This window comes from Solibacillus sp. FSL K6-4121, from assembly GCF_038002585.1.
Taxonomy (GTDB): domain Bacteria; phylum Bacillota; class Bacilli; order Bacillales_A; family Planococcaceae; genus Solibacillus; species Solibacillus faecavium.
In genome coordinates, this window is sequence record NZ_JBBOCS010000002.1 from 93,551 (window position 1) to 111,850 (window position 18,300).

Below are 18,300 nucleotides of genomic sequence, written 5' to 3' on the forward strand. Positions count from 1 at the left end.
TATTCATATAATATTACAGGGTATTGTAACTTTTACTGTTTGAAAACGACAAATTATTAGAACGGAGGTGGGATGGGTGCAACAGTCCATATTCCATCGATTATACGATATGTATCATCAGGATGTTTTTAATTTTCTGTTTTATTTAGTAAAAAATCGTACAGCGGCGGAGGATCTTTCCCATGAAGTGTATGTACGTGTACTGAAATCGTATGAACGCTTTGAAGGAAAAAGCTCTGAAAAAACGTGGCTTTTCTCAATTGCAAAAAATGTGGCAATTGACTATTTCAGAAAGAAACAGGTTCGGGATAAGCATGCATTTACCGCATTTGATTGGGAAACAGAGCAGCTTGTAAGCTCTGTCCCTTCACCAGAACAGTCAATGGAACTAAACGATGAACTAAGCCGATTACTGCTAGCATTGGAACGATGCTCGGGAGATCAGAAGATGGTGATTATTATGCGCTATCTTCAGGAACTTTCAATACAGGAAACGGCTGATATATTAGGATGGACCCCAGGTAAGGTAAAAACGACGCAGCACCGGGCATTAAAAAATTTAAGACAGTTATTGGAAGCTCAAGATGGAAAGGAGGCGAATTCATTATGAAAAAGGAGCGTTGGGATGAGGAGAACCTGGAGCAACTTCTAAAACAGGCCCCAAAAGTAACCGATCATCGGACAAAGGATGAAATATTTAATCGTTTAAAGGATGAAGGAGCATTTAGTGAAGAGCCGCCTCAAATACAACAGCCTACTCAAAAAGGGATTCGCTGGGCGCCGCTTCTAGTATCTATCGCTTCCTTATTTATTATAGTTTTGATTGGTGCACAGTTTTTAGGAAATGATCAGTCTATCTCTATGGAAAATACATTTGATATGGCGACTACAGAATCGGAAGAAAGTGCCAAAATGAGTAGGGCTGGAGATGCAACTTCAAAAAGTGAATCCGCGACAATTTCCAACTTTTCAATGGATACACAAGGACAACAAACTTTAATTTATGAAAGCCAGCTTGAAGGAGTGACATTATTCAAAATTGGTCTTGCTGGGGACGATGCAGAAAGTGTTCCTGTGAGTATTTTAATTCCTAATGAAGTTGTTGTTGATAAGCTTGGCACGGATAAACCGACAGCATTGGAGCTTTATAAAACGTTTAGTCCATTGCTGGATGAGCAAATGCTTGGATTTAATGAGTATCATCCGTTAAAAGGCGAATTGCGTGAAGAAGGAAATAAACTTATTCACACATTACCTGAGGACCACGGATATGACACAAGTTCGGCTACATTATCCAATTATTTCGGTTCACTTGTAGATACATTTGGCAATTCGTATGAAGAAGTACAAATTGAAGATACTAATGGAAAAATCGCTTATTTTGATCATGTTGGCGAAATGGGGCAGTCAATACCATTGAAAAGTGAACAAACACAATATAATTATTTTATGTATCAAATGAGGGATGGGGCAGTTTATTTAAGTCCTAACTTCCGAATGACCTTTCCAAACGTAACGGATGCGATAAATAATATGACAACTGAAGCCAATGATATATATCGAACAGTCATTTTACCTGGAGTTTCGTTAACAGTAGAAGATGAAGGGGAAATTGTAACAGTAACATTCGACCAAGCGCTTGATTTGGAACAATATGATCCCGCTCAAGTGATGCGTATGATCGAAGGGTTATTATTAACAGCTGCTAGTTTCGATAAACAAATTAAATTTGAACAAATTGTGCAAGAAAATTGGAGTGGTTTTGACTTTACGAAGCCTTTGGAGAAGCCAGTTGCGGGAAATATCCTATTCTATAATTTTTAAACAATTCAAATAAATTTACTCGGAATTGTAAGCAATGGTCTTTACAATTCCGTTTTTATATATATAATAGAAATTGTAACAAGTATTTTGTTGCATAATTTCATATTGATTCATCTTCGGGGCAGGGTGTAATTCCCGACCGGCGGTAATTAAAGTTGTAACCTCTGACCATTAACTTGGAGGACGTTACAGAAAACTTTTCGAGCCCGCGAGCCACTTTTGTGTGCAGGATTTGGTGTGATTCCAAAGCCGACAGTATAGTCTGGATGGGAGAAGGTGAAGGTACGGTCGTCATTTTATGAAAATGTCGTGCTTTGTAGTACCATTAATAATTTCCTTAATTATGAGCGAAATATCTTTCGTATACATAAATTTAAGGAAAGTTACTACAAATGTATGAGTAGACTTTTATTTAAGTGTGCCTATTTCTCCCTTATGCTCTTTTTTGCATAAGGGTTTTTTCATGAATGATTTGATACGTCCTTTCTTCTTGCGAGATGGAATCAGCAAAGAGGAGAGATTTCTATGCAAAAGAGAACTTTGAAGTTACGGTCATTTGTAACAATCGCAATGTTAAGTGGGATTTCGTTCATTTTAATGTTACTGAACTTCCCATTACCTTGGTTTCCTGTATTTTTGCAGATTGATTTTAGTGATGTACCTGCATTAATAGCGGCGATTACAATGGGACCTGTCGCGGGCATTCTTGTTGAATTGGTAAAGAATGTACTTGATTGGATTTATACAGGGGCGCCAGAAGGAATTCCGGTTGGTCACATGGCAAACTTTGCAACAGGCGTATTATTCATTTTACCAGCTTACTATATTTATAAAAAATTCCCTTCCGCAAAAGGGTTGATTTCAGGCTTAGTCGTTTCAACAGTAGTAATGTCGTTGGGAATGGCTATATTAAACTACGTAGCGTTCCTGCCGATGTATACGTATCTACTAGGCTTTGAATATGATATGTATGAAACAATAGTATTGGGTATTTTACCATTTAATATTGTTAAAGGAATTATGATGCTAGTTGTCGTGACAATGATTTATCGTTCAATGCGTGTATGGATTGAACAACAGCGCAGACAATATTTAGCTTAACTTAATAAACAGTGAGGAGTTATGTCATGTACAATTAATTTTATGACATAACTCCTTTTTATTTGTTGATAGATTGTTAGGCTATGTGTCTAAAGTTATATGGGAATAATTATTGCTATTGAATTCAAAGTAATTCACTGTTATCATAATGTACATTGTTGTGAAAAATCGGGCTATTTCGTCAAAAGACCAACATGATATGACTTCTTTAGGAGAGATGACGATGGAGAAAAAAATACCATTTTCAACATACGCAGTTATTGGCACAATGCTGTTCGGTATGTTTTTTGGTGCGGGAAATTTAATCTTCCCGATTCAAATGGGACAATTAGCAGGTACGAATTATTGGCTTGCATTAATTGGCTTTTTAGTAACGGCAATAGGACTGCCGTTTTTAGGTATTCTTGCAATTGGTTTATCTGGAAGTAATGGATTGCGTGATTTAGCAAGTAAAGTACACCCGGTATTTGGTTTGCTATTTGCATTGGCATTGTATTTAACGATTGGACCGTTTTTTGCCATTCCTCGTACTGCTACGGTACCTTTTGTAGTTGGTTTCGAACCTTTCATCGATCCATCACAAATCACATTATGGCTTGCAGTGTTTAGTTTTGTATTTTTTGCTATCGTATTTTACTTTTCATTAAATCCAGCGAAAATTATGGATATTATCGGCAAATATTTAACGCCGGCATTTTTAGTTTTTCTGTTTGTATTAATCGGAATTAGTTTATTTTCGCCTATGGGTAATTTTGTCGAGCCTGCTGGGGCATATATAAATGAAGCGTTTATGACAGGGTTTAAAGAAGGTTACAATACGATGGATGCACTTGCTTCACTAGCATTCGGTATTGTTGTGATACATGCCATTAAGCGAACGGGTATTACCGATAAAAAGGAAATTGCAAAAGCGACTTGGAAATCAGGTATCTTTGCGATGGCTCTTATGATGCTAATTTACGGTCTCATTACTTATATGGGTTCATCGAGTGTAACGGCGATAGGGACTTATGAGAATGGCGGTCAAATTTTTGCAGCTGTAGCAGATTATTACTTTGGCTCGTACGGTGCGATTTTATTGGCTATTATTATTGTACTTGCCTGCCTCAAAACAAGTATTGGGCTGATTACGTCATGTAGCGAATTTTTCCATGAAGTATTTCCAAAAGTGAGCTATAAAGCATTTGTTGTATTGCTATGTATTGTATCGTTTGTGATTGCAAATGTCGGATTAACGAATATTATTACATATGCAGTACCAGTGTTAATGTTCTTATATCCTTTGGCAATTGTCTTAATTATTTTAGCGCTTTTCGGACCGTTGTTTGGTTATAAACAATCAGTTTTTGCGACAGCTATTTTATTTACATTCTTTATTAGTGTTATCGATGGCTATAATGCATTGATCAATAATGTCCCGGCATTTGAAATGAGTGCTTTTACAACAGTTTCTGAAATTTATGCACAGTATTTGCCGCTCTATTCGATAGGCTTGGGGTGGATCGTACCTGCAGTAATTGGGGTAGTGATTGGATTATGCATTCCGGTTAACGACAAAAGTAATGCTGTAGGTAATCAATAACATGAATCAAAAAAGGATGAATTGAAAGCATATGCTTTTAATTCATCCTTTTACTTATTTTTATTAATGGATGTTTCGCTTTTGGAATGTCCCGCCACTTACTTCGACTACTTCATAAACAGTAACGAAAGCTTTAGGATCGACCTCACGAATGATGGCCTTTATTTTACTTTCTTCCATACGGTTAATGACACAAGTGATTTCTCTAAACTCCTGGTTTGAGTATGCGCCATACACTGTATTGAAAGTAGCGCTTCGGCCTAAACGATCGCGAATTGTTTCGACCATTTCGTTTGGCTCGCTTGTAATAATTTTATAAGTTTTCGAACCGCTTAATCCTTCTTCAACGATAATAATTACTTTTGATGCAATGTAGTATGCGATTGCAGATAATAATGCTCCTTTAAAACCGAATACAAATGAAACGATGATAAATACGAAGAAGTTCAAAAATAAAATTAAATCGCTTGTTCCGAATGGCAGCTTTCTTGATAGCAGTACAGCTAGCATATCAATTCCATCCAATGCACCACCATTACGAAGTGCTAGACCCATACCAATACCTAAAATAATACCACCGACAACGGTAATTAACAGTGCATCACCTTCTATTATTGTTGGAACATGATGCATAAGTGAAGTCCCGATTGCCAAAGAGGCGATACCGATAACTGAATTGATCGCAAAACTTTTTCCAATTTGTTTATACCCAAGATAAATAAAAGGGATATTGAGTAATGCAATTAGCATCCCCAATGTTAATGGGGTTGTTTGTGAGATGACGATACTAATTCCGGTAATCCCGCCATCCGATACATTATTTGGAATTAAAACGGCTTCCAATCCGTAAGCGGCGATAAAACCACCTAAAATAACTATAATTTTTTGCCCGATGGACTTTGCAATATTTGGTTTAGACTTTGACATAAACTTCCTCCTCGATCCTCATGCTTAGTATTATACATGAATGTAACCAACATGACGTTTGAAGTTAACAATAACAATAAGTTTAATTAAAAAAAGAGTAAATTATGTAAATAGTGGCGTAATTAATTTGAAAAGTATCCTGTAGCGAACTTTCTGTACCAGAATTCCTTATTTGTTTATAAATCTAACATGCCATGTATATAAAGACGTTAAAATCGTTCGAATTATGCGATTAAAACGTTCTAATATTTGTATGTTAGTTTTTATAACATTGAATTGACAAAGTACCTTACATTGATTTAAAGTTAAATCAAGAAAGGGAGGCGATAGGATGAGTCGAGAATTTCGAAGAGCGATGCCGTTATTGCCGATTAGCATGGTTATGCAACTAACCGACTTAACGGCAAGACAAATCCGTTACTATGAAGAACATGAACTAATCGTCCCTGCCAGATCAGAAGGAAATAGGAGAATGTTTTCTTTAGATGATATTGATGCCCTATTAGAGATAAGAGAGTTACTTGACCAGGGTATTAATATGGCAGGTATAAAAAAGGTATTTGCCATGCGGACGAAGGACTATGTTACGAATACTGACATTGTACGAATGTCCGATACAGAACTTAGGGCAATACTTCGTGAAGAAATGCAACAAGCTCAGCGTATGCAAAAAACTTCGCTACGACAAGGTGACTTATCGCGTTTCTTTCAATTCTGAAAAAAGATAAAAACATAATTTGGGGAGTGTTGAATGATGACAAATACAGTTATTAATAAAGCGGGCAAAGCAACTAAAGAGAGTATCAAAAAAATTGTGGCTGACAAAAATGTGAAATTCATCCGTCTACAATTTACGGATATTTTAGGTACAATTAAAAATGTTGAAATTCCAGTAAGTCAATTAGATAAAGCTTTAGATAATAAAATGATGTTTGATGGATCTTCAATTGAAGGATTCGTTCGCATAGAAGAATCTGACATGTATTTACGTCCTGATTTAGATACATTCATGATTTTCCCTTGGACGGCTGAAAAAGGTAAAGTAGCCCGTTTAATTTGTGATATCGCACGACCAGATGGCTCACCTTTTGAAGGAGATCCCCGTTCAAACTTAAAACGTATGTTAAAAGAAATGGAAGAGCTTGGTTTCACAGGCTTTAACTTAGGGCCAGAACCAGAATTCTTCTTATTTAAATTAGATGAAAAAGGCAATCCAACATTGGAGCTTAATGATGACGGTGGTTATTTTGACTTAGCACCAACTGACTTAGGTGAAAACTGCCGCCGTGATATTGTGCTAGAGCTTGAAGAAATGGGCTTTGAAGTAGAAGCATCTCACCATGAGGTAGCTCCTGGTCAGCACGAAATCGACTTTAAATATGCTAATGCAATTGAAGCATGTGATAACATCCAAACGTTCAAATTAGTCGTAAAAACAATTGCACGTAAACATGGTTTACATGCAACATTTATGCCAAAACCGTTATTTGGTGTGAACGGTTCAGGGATGCACTTTAACTTATCATTATTCCAAGGCGACAAAAACGCGTTCTGGGATGAAGGGGCAGACCTACAGTTATCAAAAACAGCTAAACATTTCTTAGCGGGTGTATTAAAGCATGTTCAAGGTTTCACAGCAGTAACTAATCCAACAGTAAACTCATATAAACGTTTAGTTCCTGGATATGAAGCACCTTGTTATGTGGCATGGTCACCGAAAAACCGTTCACCATTAGTACGTATTCCGGAATCTCGTGGTCTATCAACTCGTATTGAACTACGCTCAGTAGATCCATCAGCAAACCCATACTTAGCAATGGCAGTAATTTTAGCAGCAGGTTTAGATGGTGTGAAAAATGAAATCGAGCCACCAGCACCAGTAGACCGCAACATATATGTAATGAATGCAGAGGAGCGTGCAGCAAACGGCATTGATAGCTTACCAGGTTCTTTAGATGCAGCATTAGCAACTTTAGCTAAAGATGAAGTAATTATTAACGCTTTAGGCGAGCATATTTACGCTAATTTCAAAGAGGCGAAGGAAGTAGAGTTCGATATGTTCCGCACATCTGTACATCAGTGGGAACGTGACCAATATTTGAAGATGTATTAAGAGGAAAGCGTTGGGGCTCTAAGCTCCAACGCTTTTATCATTTTTGTTGCCCACAAGCTAATTTTTGATTGCCCACATTTTGCCCACAAACTTTTTTATTGCCCCAATTTTTCCATGTATTCATCGAAATTATGAAGGGTATTTTCTGCATGTTTATGCGATATATGCGCATAAGTATTAATCGTAGTGGTAGCAGATTCATGACCTAATCTGTCAGCAATAGATTTCATATCCCATCCAGCTTCAATAAGCATGGCCACGTGCGTATGTCGGGTAGAGTGAATCGGAATTGGCTCAAGTTCTAAATGTTCTTGGGCAGATTTAAAAGCATTCCAGAGGGTTGATTTTGAAATTGGATTTCCATCATCACGGCCAAACACAAGATTTAGTTCATGATTATAAAGACTACCGACAAGCATCTTCTGTTCGGTACGATACTTTACATATGTTTTGAGCTTTTGCATATATTTTGGACGCATTTTGATGATGCGGGTAGAGGAATAGGTTTTCGGATCACCGAGGAGATCGTCACCTTCTTCAGGTTGGAAATCTAATGTTTGATCTACACGTAAAGTATTATCGCGCCAATCAATATCATCTAAACGAAGGGCAGCGCATTCACCTTTACGCATCCCAGTTTCAAAAAGTGTCTCAAAAAATAAACCTAATGTATAATCACGGCGATAAAGGTATTCTAAAATTTGTGGGACGAGACTAGGTTCTATAAATTTTAGTTTCTTCACAGGCAGTTTTTTTATAACTACATTTTCACATGGATTTTTAGTGATATATCCATTTAACACAGCGCGCTTCATACATTGATAAATTGCGTTATGAACACGACGAGCTGTAGAATGTGCTAATCCACCTTCAATGATGCTATCTATAAATTTTTGGTATGCCATTGGACGAATTTCCTGTAGGTGCATATCTCCAAAAGCGGGGCCAGCATGATCACGTATTGCATTACGATATGTTTTGTAAGTGTTGGGCTTCAATTTGTCTTTTACATAGTTCTCAAGCCACATCTCTCCAAATACTTTAAAGAGCATACTACCACCATGATGTTCGGTGTTTTTTAATTCGACTTCTCTTTGCATAGCTGCTTTTCTAGCTTCAGGTTTTGAATGAAAGCCACCCCCGGTATACTCTTTCCATTCATCATTAAATCCTTTTACACGAATACGATAGGTCCAATATTTGCCACGTTTTCGAAATGAGGCCATTAAATCATCTCCTTTACAAATTAACCTTATATGTAATTCACTCTTTAGAGAATCGATTCGGATATTCCAATTTGGCATACAATTTATGTTGAGTTAAGTAATGCTGGAGTCGTTCCAGTGCAAATTCATATTCCACATTAAAAAGCTTTTGCACTTCATAGACCGTCATGAAATCAAAATCATAAATTGATAATCGATCTAGCATGAAGGTAGGGATAGCTGCATGAGACATAAAAGTGTTTGCTTTAGCTTCTTGATACTCCCGAAAGCTGGGAGGAATCTTACTTTGATTGCCAGCATGGAAGAGAACATGAGCAAGTTCATGACAAAATTCTTGCCATTGTTGCTGTGATGTGAGGCTTTCATTTAATAATATAAATCCTTTATTGCCTGTAAAAAGCGCTTGGCTAGCATCTGACCAGTAAAACACATAAATGCCTAGTTGTTCGGCAATCGTTTGAAAATTTAGCTCCTGGGGCTTTGTAATGCCGATTTTTTCATAGAAGTTTTTGACGTAATCTTCGGTGTGTGTGTAATGCTGTGTAGCCATCCAATCATCTCCAGTAAAACAAAATAGGAACAAACGTTCGTTTTTAGTATATAATAAAACCCCACTATTTGGTAGTGGGGTTTGTTTGACGATTAAGAAAAAATACTTGAATTGTAGTATTCAAAATGAAAATTTAGTAATATATATAAAAAGATAATTATAATAAATATTAATGAAGGAGGCAATGAAATGTTCAACAGAGTTTCCAAATTAATAAAAGATGCTGAACGTGAAAAAGAAGAATTGAAAAATGCATACGAAAACCTTCGTAAAAAAAATATTCAACGTTCATCAAAAGTAAAAACAAATTTAGAAGGTAAATCTAAAGAGATTGCAAAGAAAAGGGAACATCGCGAAAAAAATTTTAGTTTTCTTCGTAATAAATAGCAATTGGAGTAACTAAAACATCGCCTTGTTCAATAATATTTAAAGAGCCTAAAATTATATCTAACATTACAGTAGGTAAAAGTCTGAAATGATCCGATTGAATCGATCTTACATTTTCTTCTATGAATAAATGGTCTTTTTTACTAATAACTCTAAATAAAATATTTGCTTTTCTTGAAGGATTTGATAAAGCTAAATTTGTGCTAGAAACCCTCAACAAGTCCTTATTGGCTAATGCTAAAATGTTATTTGCTTTTATTATTACAGTATTCCCTAATAGATTATCTCCTAAAATCCCAAAAATTTCTGATTTTCTATAATTGTGAACATGACTTCGATTCGATCTTTTAGTAGCGATTACTTGATTTGCTTTTGCTAGCTCATCTGCTGGAGCTTTTTTATTTTTAACAATTAATTCAGCTTCCTCTAATGTCAAATCAGTTTTATTGTTGGAAATCATAAAAAATTCAGATAATAATTTAGTGTCAGAAGCTCGTTTAATTAGTTCGAAATCATATAATTTATAATCACATTCTATAGAATATATATTACCTTCAAGGAAATTTTGATCAGAGTTAATTAAATTGTTTAATGTAAGGTTTTCTATTAGTAGGTTTAGTGAATAATCATGAAACGCCTTATTTAAAATATCTTTTTGACCTTCTAAAATTGATGAATTAACCTTTTCTGACTCAATACCTTCGTCACCACTATTTAATCCAAAGTTTACACTTCCACCAGGTAATATACCTGTTGATAATTTCATACCTGCTTTCATACCTGCGTTTTTACTAAAGGAAGTTTGTGACTCTTCACCTTGGGTTTCTTGATTAGAGCTTTCGAGAATAAAACTACTTACTATTCCTTCATCTAATTGAGCTAGTAAAGAGTTAATGATTTCTGTGTCTAAGTAAATAATTTCTTTCAATTCAATTTCCTCCAATTATTAAAAATAATACATAAAAGTATAAAATTTACATATTAATTTATAAAAAATAAGCAGCCAGTTGACTGGTATGCCTATTTGTTTTTTTCTGCTTTAATCATTTCCCAAATTGTACGTAACTTTCGAAGTTCTTCTTCATCTGATTTCGGGAGCTCTTTATACCACACACCAGCTCAGGATCATTAATAAAAGCTTTCTTTCTTAGCTGTTCGCAAAGCTTTTAGTTTTTACCAAATAACTGAGTCATAGTTAGATCACCTATCTTCATATTAACACATTGAATCTTAATATTAATAAATATTGTTAATTATTTACAAAGTGTCTTGTATTTAGTTTTATCGATACTAAACGTTCGGAGGTGAAAAGGGTGAATAAAGAAAAAATTGGATAAACCTTAACTGAATTACGAGGGGTAGAAACTCGTGAAGAAATATCCAGACAAATTGGCGTTAGTGTTAGTGCGTGGCAAATGTATGAAAATGGGCAAAGAATTGGTTGTTAAATCAGGCAGATGTTATTTATGTTATTGCTGATAAGGAAAAAGATAATATTGCATCGCATAGAGTATTAGAAAAAAACGGTGCCGAAATGTATAAAGAAACTGAAGAATTGTTCTTCTGGAGATTTTCTACAAGTAAATCCTGTTTTTAATTGTAATTAAATGTTATTCAATTAAAGGGCGCGATTCTTCAATAAGAAGATCGCGTTTTTCAGTTATAGGGCGCTTTCCTGGAATAAAAGGATTGTCTCTTTTTGGCGCTTTTGAGCCAGATTGTGGAATATTATAAGGTTCTAGATATTATATAAGTGGTAAATATTGTAATATAGAAAAAGGTGAAAATATTTAATTAGGAGGTCTATAATGATTTTAAAGAGTCAACGAATATATTTGCGCCCACTTCAAGAAGCAGATGCACAAAGTTTTTTAGATAATACCAATGATGAAGAAATTCGTTATATGACTGGAACAAAAAGTTCTTTTACTTTAGAACAAATCCAGCAGCATATTGTAAATTGTGAGGAGGATGCAACTCGATACGATTTTGCTATATGTTTAATTAGTAATAATCAATTGATTGGGGAACTATCTATTTCTGAAATTGATGCGGATAATTCTAATGCTGGGTTTAGAATTTCAATGTTTGGTACGAAACTAACAGGTAAAGGATTTGGAACAGAAGCGATTAAGCTTGTATTAAAATTTGTATTTGAAGAGTTAAATTTAAATCGCCTTCAGTTAGAAGTATTTAGCCATAACACAAGAGGAATTAGGGCTTATGAAAAAAGTGGTTTTAAAAAGGAAGGGGTTTTGCGAGATTCTTTATATTATAATGGGCAATTTTCAGATGAAATCATTATGTCTATATTGAAAAGAGAGTATGAAGAACACAATTTAAATAAACTTATATAAATTCACTAATCGGGCGCGATTGTTGTATAAGCGTCCCTTTTCTTAATAAGCTCCTGGATTGAATATTTCAGAAACGTAAAAAGAATCAAATTAAACGTATAAATTAAAGCCCAAAACCTGTAAAAAGGGTGTGGGCTTTTTTACCTTGCATAGTTTAGTCAAGGAATGCATTACATGGGATAGTTTAGGTTTAACAACTAGTTACCTTTACTTATGCAGGAATATTAGAGTATTTATTAAGTAATTTATCTAATTCTCGACTACAATTTACTACTTCTGGGTGTGTGAATCCTAAATCGTTAGCTTTTTTATACAAATTTTTTCTCTTTAATTCGATTTTTAGTTTCAATATTGTTCTTAGTGATAAAAACCTCATGCAAAAGTTCCTTTCTCTTTATTTAATAATACTTTACAAAAACAACGACTTTTCTATCCTAGAAGATTTGAAAACAATAATAAAAGTAATATTAAGTAAAATTTTATAAATTATTATACTTTTGGGTTATAGGCTTTTTTATTTTAGCTAAAAATAGATATGATGTCTAAACTTTTAGAGCGTTGTTTAACATCTAACATAGTAAATGTAATAATCTAATACAGTTTTTTTTGGACAAAAGGATTTAGAACATTTATACTGTTTTGTGCTCCTTAATTTACAACAAAATATGTATTTAATAGTAAGGAAGATTGTTTTAATATGAAACGTTTTAAATTAAAGCTAATAATAGTGTTATCTATCGTATTAGTCATATTCTTTATTGGAATAAGTATGTATACTTCCTATATAAAGATTGAAGATACAGTGGAAGAGGCGATTGCTAACCAAAATCTTGAAGCTGCCAAATCCATTGCAAAGGCGATTGACCTGGAAACGTATGAGCGATTTTTAAAAGAACGGAATCGTGATGAAGATTACTGGACAATACGACATTATTTGAATGATGCTCGAGAAAAACTAGGTGTATTATACGTCTATACTATGGAAATAGACAATCCTACTACATCGAAAGCATTAATTGTAGGTTATCCTGAAAACAAGGATAATCCAAATGATTTTCTAATAGGTGAAGCTTGTACAGTACCGGAAGCCCAAGTAAAATTAGCGTATGAGGAAGGAAGGCAATTTGTAACAGGGATCCTAGAAGATACGAAATATGATCATCATTATATAACAGTTGGGACTCCTGTTATGAATGAAAATGGGGAAATCATTAGCTACCTTGGCATTGATATTAGTACGGAGACACTTGACGGGATTAAAGAAACAGTTATTAATAGTAATATTTTTCTATTAGTACTCAGTGGACTTTTTGTTATTATTGTTATTATTTCTTTCTTACTTTTACAAAAGTGGTATCAAAAAGAAGTTGGAACTACGGAGGATACGTATCAAAAGGAAATTAAAACGTTAATTGCTTCTGTCTCATCATTAAGGCACGATTATATTAACCATATCCAGGTTTTACATGGCTTTCTGCATATAGGTGAGGTAGATCAAGCGACAAAGTATGTCGATTCTTTGTCTAAAGACATACAGACAATTGAATCCATTAAATTGAATCTTGATCACCCAGGTTTAGCGATATTACTGCAAACAAAAAAACTAACATGTCAAAATCAACAAATTGATATACAGATAACCGTTGATGATAATCCTTTTGATAACATAAAAACGATTGATTTAATCAATATATTATCGAACATAATTGATAATGCGATTGAAGCGACAATGGAGTTGCCAGAGGAACAACGTAAAATTACAGTTAGCTGTAAAGCAGACGAGTTATATTATACGTTCTCGATTACGAATGTTGGGCGAAAGCTACCGGATAAAAATCAAATTTTTAAACAAGGCTATTCAACAAAAAAAGTAGAGAAAGGGAGAGTTAGAGGACAAGGTTTGTTTATTGTTAAAGAAACAATTAATAAATACAATGGAACGATTACACTTGATACAATAAGCGAAAAAGAGACAATAGCGATTGTGAAAATTCCTATTAAGTAAATAGTAAAAGGTTTTCAAATGACGTTATAGTTATTCCATTAAAGGGCACGATTCTTGAAAAAGAATTGTGCTTTTTCAGTAGGGGAATTGTTGCCAATCAATAAATATGTAAGAGCTATCCCCAAAAATTTCTAGGATAGCTCTTTTAATTAATCGGTATTGTGAAAATTAAGGGAGTAGATTCCTTTTTAAGCGACTCTTAAAGCTAACTGAGCTAGTAATTGGATGGCTGCCTGAACGACTACGTCAATTTGAACTTCGGTTTGTCTTACAGTTATTGAATCAGAGTCAATAATTGTTACGCTTTGTGATTCGGTTTGATTAACTTCTAAATTTTGAGCTATTCTTTGAAGATTGCTTACATCAGCATTTTCATTCGAGCCTAATACTACAATGGCCGCTTCGATAGCAGCTTGTAGGGCAGCTTGAACTACCACAAGACCTTGTACTTCTGTTTGAGTTACGTCAACAGTATGAGAATTTTGAATTAATAAGCCTTGATTTTGAGATTGGTTTAATTCTATAGTATCTTCAGTGTTCTGATTTGAGTTTCCACTAATTGCCATAAATAATCATCTCCTTTCGAATTTATTTTGTCTTACGTTCCTAGATTATGCTTTAGTTAGAAAAGGCTGTGGACTAATATCTTAGGTAACTATGAATTATTCAAGGGAGATATGCCTATTAGCTAGTTAAATAGCTACTTGAAATAATCTAGGCACATATTTTATTAGAAGCGTGACTAAATAAACTTAAGTTGAAGATGTATTAAAAGGAGAAAAACCAATGACTAAATATCAAACGTTAAATATGTATAAAATGTTGAATTATTGAAGAACAAAAATTTCTGTGCATTCTGAAATTATCCAGAGAAGATAAATATTCCAAAAAAAGAGATTGATAAATTAGGCAGAATAGAAAGAGGTAACGTGGAAGTTGAGTCGGAGGTACTTTGTTTAATCAATTTTGAAAGCGAAGAACCATCCCTCTATTACAATCTAAATAATGAAAGTTTCGAGCATAAGTTTAGGAATCAATGCGCTTAATGGAGTAGGGAACAATGCGAAGTCAAAGAAAGTGAACTCATATAGTTAGCTTGAAGGTTATAAAAGGGATAATAGATGTTCCAAGAGATTTATTAATTGATTCTATTATAGAAACATTTGATGCACTTGGCTTAATTAATAAAAAATTATAGATAAAGCTAAAATATTTCGAAATAGAAAAAAGCTACGGTTGCACCCGTAGCTTGGATTTAGACCAGCCCTTTAATCTGTACAATAATATTTGTCAGAGGGGGGCTGGTTAATGTTCTTCAAGTATTAAGCAGCAGAGTAATCTAACGGAGAGAGAACTTGATTATACACGTCTTTTTTTACAATATAAAATGTTTTTTCATCATATGTAACGATTACTTGCCCAGGCTTAACAAATACTTTGGCTGTTTCTAAATTAGCGTATTTAGTACCTAAAATTTTTGAAATGTTCATTTAAAAAACTCCTTTAATGTTTCTATTATTGTTGTTCCCAAAAAAATAAAAGTTTAAAAGCATTTTTATAAATTTTAAGGACCAAATTGTGGGAATAGGCACAAACTCATAAAAATAGTGCTAATTCAAATAAGGGCATACCATGGTCAAACTTAATGAATAATATGTATACCTTGTGCCGTCTTGTTAATGTAGATTTACTGGTAACTTATACCTTATACCTTATATGCTTATTTGGCCAAAAAAATGCCTCTTACATGTTTGTTTTGTCTAGCATTTAAGGGGCATTTTGCTACAGTTTTAGAACTTTTGGTGTTGTAAATGCTGAATAATTAGACTATTCTAATATAAGATACTTAATTTTCCAGAAAATGAAAGTTAAAGGATGGTGTTGCATTCATGCTACGAGCGTTAAAAGTTGGATTGTTGATTGAACGTACGAATCGTAAAAACTTGGTGGCGCTATTAGCTGTTGTAGTTGTCGTGTTTGGTATGATGTTTTTCATTAAGGCACAAGAGGTTGGGCAGCAGCTAGATGAAAAGAAAAGTGATTTTTATAATGGTCGCGCAGCACTGTCAAAGTTTCAGGTAAAGGATGCTTCGGAAGATGGGGATGGTAGTGATCTTTTTAAAAATTTGACGAAGCAAAACAGGTCGATTGCCTTACAAATAGCGGCATTAACAATGGATAATTATCCGTTGTATTATGAGGCTTCAATGACTACAGCAGAGCTTCGAAAAGAGGCATTTGAGCTAGAGGACTATGATAAAGTAGCGGATTTATTGCCTACTAAGCTAGAGAATACATTGAACTATATGTATTTTAAACAGATGGTAGATTCCAAGAAACAAACAATCAGTGATTTATCATATTACATACCGTTCCTACTTTATTTCTTTAGTATTGCAGGCTTTGGTTGGTATATTTTTATTAGCTTTTACACGAGCTCAATTTTGTTGGATGATTTTGAACACACAAGTTTAGTGAAGGGTTATCCCGTGCGATTTGACCAGTACATCCTCTCGAAATGTATCATTGCATTTGGGTATGTGCTCGCGTTTATTGCACTCATCTTTATATGTTCGTTGGTAAGTTTGAGAAATGGCTTTGGAGATATTACGGAACCTGTTCGTGTGTTTTTAGGTGAGCCGACTCTTGTATCTAGTATTTCCTATATTGGACGAGCTGTATTGTACATGATTGTCATATCAATTTTTGTCATGCTACTGTCGATTATTTTGAATGTACTCCTTAAAAACATGTATTTAACTTTATTTGTTCACTTTATTTTGTTCTTTTTACCGATTTTATTCCCATCACTGATTAGTCTGTTTCCATATAATCCGTTCAATTTTATGAGCTTTAATGAAATTTTAGCTGGTGTTCCAGTTGATTTAGAAAAGTCAACAACGATTACGATGAATCAAGGACTTATCCTTATGGTCATTTGTATTGTGTTGATGCTGCTTATTATACAGCGCTTCTTCTCCACTGGAAAAATAAATCGAGCGTAGGGGGGAAGATATGCGGGGATATTTTGTTTTTGAATTGAAGCAATTTTTTACGAGCAAGAAAAATATTGCGGTGTTCGCTTTACTGACATTTGCAGCTCTCTTTTATGCGTTTAAACTTGCGCCGGCTTATGACCCGATAGAAAAGGTAGACTATGATGAAATTGAGGCGAGGTATTTAACTCGTGCGGAGTTTTTAGACTCGATGTTTGGTAAAAGTTTATATGATTATCATGAATCTGTTAGATACGCTGTCAGTATGTTTGGTTTCCTGAATCCTTATGATGAGCGACGTCTACAAGCTCTTGATGAAGGGGACTTACGTAATTATGCAGATGAAACGAGTGATTGGTACTATTACACCAATGTCTATACTTATCGTAACGAATTACTTGCATACAACCCACGCTTTTATATGGAAGACAGACGATTTGCTGAAGAGGAAGCTTACTATGCCTACTTTGAACAATTTCAGCGTTATGATACATATAAACGTGTATGGTACGATTTAACGATTGAAATTTTTGAACAACGAACTGCACTTCAAACATTAGAACGCTTATTGAAGGGACCTTTACCATACATCCTATTAATTGCCACGCTATTACTGACAATTGATATCGTAACGAAGGATCGTCGTCATCCATCTATTTTAAGGGGTTTTCCAATTGCAGACTGGAAGCGGCTATTGGTAAAGGTATCTGTTGGGTTAATAGGCAGTGTGTTTCTATGGATTCCGATTATTGTTGGTCTGTTGATTGTTGGCTTCCAATTTGGCTTTGGGAACCTTGATTTACCCGTTCCTGTTTATGGCTTTGAATTGATTGCAAATGAGCAAGGTAAATTTGTCCATATGTCTATGGGGATATTTTTATTCCGCTGCTTCTTATTATTAGCAACTTGGATGGTAGTAATAGTTTCAGCAGTACTATTATGCAGTATTATATTTCGCCAAGAAATGTTTAATTTGTTGGTGGGAGGTTTACTTATTTTTGGTGATCGCTTTTACGCAAGTCGTGGTGTCGGCTATTTCTGGAATGTCGAATATTTCCCATTATCGTATGTCCAGGTAGGTAATATTGTATCGAAATATCAAAATTTCTATTTTACAAGTGAAGGATTACACGACATGCTCGGCTTGAAATTATTGTTAGCGAGTGCAGCCATTATCCTTGTTTTAACATTACTTATTTCACTATCGAAGCGCTTTAGATTGATTAAATAGG

18 protein-coding genes and 1 riboswitch are annotated in these 18,300 nt (G+C 34.5%); of the genes, 11 read left to right on the top strand and 7 right to left on the bottom strand.

Features of this window, described 5'->3' with window-relative positions:
* Nucleotides 1-76 precede the first annotated feature (76 nt).
* The 4 genes from sigX to brnQ all read left to right on the top strand — a co-directional run bounded on the left by sigX (nt 77) and on the right by brnQ (nt 4,507).
* A complete protein-coding gene (gene sigX / locus MHH95_RS09905; RefSeq protein ID WP_340727399.1) occupies nt 77-610 on the top strand; it encodes an RNA polymerase sigma factor SigX in 534 nt (177 codons plus the stop codon).
* Nucleotides 607-1,824, top strand: a complete 1,218-nt coding sequence (locus MHH95_RS09910) for a hypothetical protein (RefSeq protein ID WP_340727400.1) — start codon at nt 607-609, stop codon at nt 1,822-1,824. Before sigX ends, MHH95_RS09910 begins: the two co-directional genes overlap by 4 nt.
* A gap of 108 nt (nt 1,825-1,932) precedes the next feature.
* A riboswitch (FMN riboswitch) is annotated at nt 1,933-2,106 on the top strand.
* Between the two features lie 243 nt (nt 2,107-2,349).
* Nucleotides 2,350-2,925: an ECF transporter S component gene (locus MHH95_RS09915; protein WP_225231051.1), complete on the top strand. Its 576-nt coding sequence runs from the start codon at nt 2,350-2,352 to the stop codon at nt 2,923-2,925.
* A 223-nt stretch (nt 2,926-3,148) separates the two neighbouring features.
* Complete coding sequence (gene brnQ, locus MHH95_RS09920; protein WP_340727401.1) at nt 3,149-4,507, top strand: branched-chain amino acid transport system II carrier protein; 1,359 nt, start codon at nt 3,149-3,151, stop codon at nt 4,505-4,507.
* A 63-nt stretch (nt 4,508-4,570) separates the two neighbouring features.
* Here the strand turns inward: brnQ and MHH95_RS09925 are convergent, their stop codons facing one another.
* The gene (locus tag MHH95_RS09925; RefSeq protein ID WP_191698210.1) at nt 4,571-5,434 is read right to left on the bottom strand and encodes a YitT family protein; all 864 of its coding nucleotides are present in this window, start codon (nt 5,432-5,434) and stop codon (nt 4,571-4,573) included.
* A gap of 331 nt (nt 5,435-5,765) precedes the next feature.
* On the opposite strand from MHH95_RS09925, the gene MHH95_RS09930 reads away from it, so the two are divergent.
* The gene (locus tag MHH95_RS09930; RefSeq protein ID WP_191698209.1) at nt 5,766-6,152 is read left to right on the top strand and encodes a MerR family transcriptional regulator; all 387 of its coding nucleotides are present in this window, start codon (nt 5,766-5,768) and stop codon (nt 6,150-6,152) included.
* A gap of 36 nt (nt 6,153-6,188) precedes the next feature.
* A complete protein-coding gene (glnA, locus tag MHH95_RS09935; RefSeq protein ID WP_191698208.1) occupies nt 6,189-7,547 on the top strand; it encodes a type I glutamate--ammonia ligase in 1,359 nt (452 codons plus the stop codon).
* A 95-nt stretch (nt 7,548-7,642) separates the two neighbouring features.
* Here glnA and MHH95_RS09940 read toward each other — a convergent pair whose 3' ends face one another.
* Complete coding sequence (locus MHH95_RS09940; protein ID WP_340727402.1) at nt 7,643-8,773, bottom strand: tyrosine-type recombinase/integrase; 1,131 nt, start codon at nt 8,771-8,773, stop codon at nt 7,643-7,645.
* Between the two features lie 37 nt (nt 8,774-8,810).
* The gene (locus tag MHH95_RS09945; RefSeq protein WP_340727403.1) at nt 8,811-9,323 is read right to left on the bottom strand and encodes an ImmA/IrrE family metallo-endopeptidase; all 513 of its coding nucleotides are present in this window, start codon (nt 9,321-9,323) and stop codon (nt 8,811-8,813) included.
* Nucleotides 9,324-9,512: 189 nt separating this feature from the next.
* On the opposite strand from MHH95_RS09945, the gene MHH95_RS09950 reads away from it, so the two are divergent.
* Entirely contained in the window at nt 9,513-9,710 is a 198-nt protein-coding gene (locus MHH95_RS09950; protein ID WP_340727404.1) for a hypothetical protein, read from the top strand.
* Here MHH95_RS09950 and MHH95_RS09955 read toward each other — a convergent pair.
* On the bottom strand, nt 9,688-10,638 hold the full coding sequence (locus MHH95_RS09955; protein ID WP_340727405.1) for a DUF6414 family protein: 951 nt from the start codon (nt 10,636-10,638) through the stop codon (nt 9,688-9,690). The genes MHH95_RS09950 and MHH95_RS09955 overlap by 23 nt on opposite strands.
* Before the next feature lie 880 nt (nt 10,639-11,518).
* Here MHH95_RS09955 and MHH95_RS09960 point away from each other — a divergent pair.
* Nucleotides 11,519-12,067, top strand: coding sequence for a GNAT family N-acetyltransferase (locus MHH95_RS09960; RefSeq protein ID WP_340727406.1), 549 nt, complete (start codon nt 11,519-11,521; stop codon nt 12,065-12,067).
* A gap of 211 nt (nt 12,068-12,278) precedes the next feature.
* On the opposite strand, the gene MHH95_RS09965 is transcribed toward MHH95_RS09960, so the two are convergent.
* A complete protein-coding gene (locus MHH95_RS09965; protein WP_340727407.1) occupies nt 12,279-12,443 on the bottom strand; it encodes an aspartyl-phosphate phosphatase Spo0E family protein in 165 nt (54 codons plus the stop codon).
* Nucleotides 12,444-12,764: 321 nt separating this feature from the next.
* Between MHH95_RS09965 and MHH95_RS09970 the strand changes: the two genes are divergently transcribed.
* A complete protein-coding gene (locus MHH95_RS09970) occupies nt 12,765-14,072 on the top strand; it encodes a sensor histidine kinase (protein WP_340727408.1) in 1,308 nt (435 codons plus the stop codon).
* 188 nt (nt 14,073-14,260) lie between these two features.
* Here the strand turns inward: MHH95_RS09970 and MHH95_RS09975 are convergent, their stop codons facing one another.
* Complete coding sequence (locus MHH95_RS09975; protein WP_339215699.1) at nt 14,261-14,638, bottom strand: hypothetical protein; 378 nt, start codon at nt 14,636-14,638, stop codon at nt 14,261-14,263.
* Between the two features lie 756 nt (nt 14,639-15,394).
* Entirely contained in the window at nt 15,395-15,562 is a 168-nt protein-coding gene (locus MHH95_RS09980; protein WP_340727409.1) for a hypothetical protein, read from the bottom strand.
* Nucleotides 15,563-15,961: 399 nt separating this feature from the next.
* On the opposite strand from MHH95_RS09980, the gene MHH95_RS09985 reads away from it, so the two are divergent.
* The gene (locus tag MHH95_RS09985; protein ID WP_340727410.1) at nt 15,962-17,077 is read left to right on the top strand and encodes an ABC transporter; all 1,116 of its coding nucleotides are present in this window, start codon (nt 15,962-15,964) and stop codon (nt 17,075-17,077) included.
* 10 nt (nt 17,078-17,087) lie between these two features.
* A complete protein-coding gene (locus MHH95_RS09990; RefSeq protein WP_340727411.1) occupies nt 17,088-18,299 on the top strand; it encodes an ABC transporter permease in 1,212 nt (403 codons plus the stop codon).
* Nucleotide 18,300 lies beyond the last annotated feature (1 nt).

Excerpts from the sequence above, each read along its gene's own strand:
- MHH95_RS09910 (WP_340727400.1), top strand. The coding sequence starts at position 607 with ATGAAAAAGGAGCGTTGGGATGAGGAGAACCTGGAGCAACTTCTAAAA.
- MHH95_RS09915 (WP_225231051.1), top strand. The coding sequence starts at position 2,350 with ATGCAAAAGAGAACTTTGAAGTTACGGTCATTTGTAACAATCGCAATG.
- brnQ (WP_340727401.1), top strand. The coding sequence starts at position 3,149 with ATGGAGAAAAAAATACCATTTTCAACATACGCAGTTATTGGCACAATG.
- MHH95_RS09925 (WP_191698210.1), bottom strand. The coding sequence starts at position 5,434 with ATGTCAAAGTCTAAACCAAATATTGCAAAGTCCATCGGGCAAAAAATT.
- MHH95_RS09930 (WP_191698209.1), top strand. The coding sequence starts at position 5,766 with ATGAGTCGAGAATTTCGAAGAGCGATGCCGTTATTGCCGATTAGCATG.
- glnA (WP_191698208.1), top strand. The coding sequence starts at position 6,189 with ATGACAAATACAGTTATTAATAAAGCGGGCAAAGCAACTAAAGAGAGT.
- MHH95_RS09940 (WP_340727402.1), bottom strand. The coding sequence starts at position 8,773 with ATGGCCTCATTTCGAAAACGTGGCAAATATTGGACCTATCGTATTCGT.
- MHH95_RS09945 (WP_340727403.1), bottom strand. The coding sequence starts at position 9,323 with ATGGCTACACAGCATTACACACACACCGAAGATTACGTCAAAAACTTC.
- MHH95_RS09950 (WP_340727404.1), top strand. The coding sequence starts at position 9,513 with ATGTTCAACAGAGTTTCCAAATTAATAAAAGATGCTGAACGTGAAAAA.
- MHH95_RS09960 (WP_340727406.1), top strand. The coding sequence starts at position 11,519 with ATGATTTTAAAGAGTCAACGAATATATTTGCGCCCACTTCAAGAAGCA.
- MHH95_RS09965 (WP_340727407.1), bottom strand. The coding sequence starts at position 12,443 with ATGAGGTTTTTATCACTAAGAACAATATTGAAACTAAAAATCGAATTA.
- MHH95_RS09970 (WP_340727408.1), top strand. The coding sequence starts at position 12,765 with ATGAAACGTTTTAAATTAAAGCTAATAATAGTGTTATCTATCGTATTA.
- MHH95_RS09975 (WP_339215699.1), bottom strand. The coding sequence starts at position 14,638 with ATGGCAATTAGTGGAAACTCAAATCAGAACACTGAAGATACTATAGAA.
- MHH95_RS09980 (WP_340727409.1), bottom strand. The coding sequence starts at position 15,562 with ATGAACATTTCAAAAATTTTAGGTACTAAATACGCTAATTTAGAAACA.
- MHH95_RS09985 (WP_340727410.1), top strand. The coding sequence starts at position 15,962 with ATGCTACGAGCGTTAAAAGTTGGATTGTTGATTGAACGTACGAATCGT.
- MHH95_RS09990 (WP_340727411.1), top strand. The coding sequence starts at position 17,088 with ATGCGGGGATATTTTGTTTTTGAATTGAAGCAATTTTTTACGAGCAAG.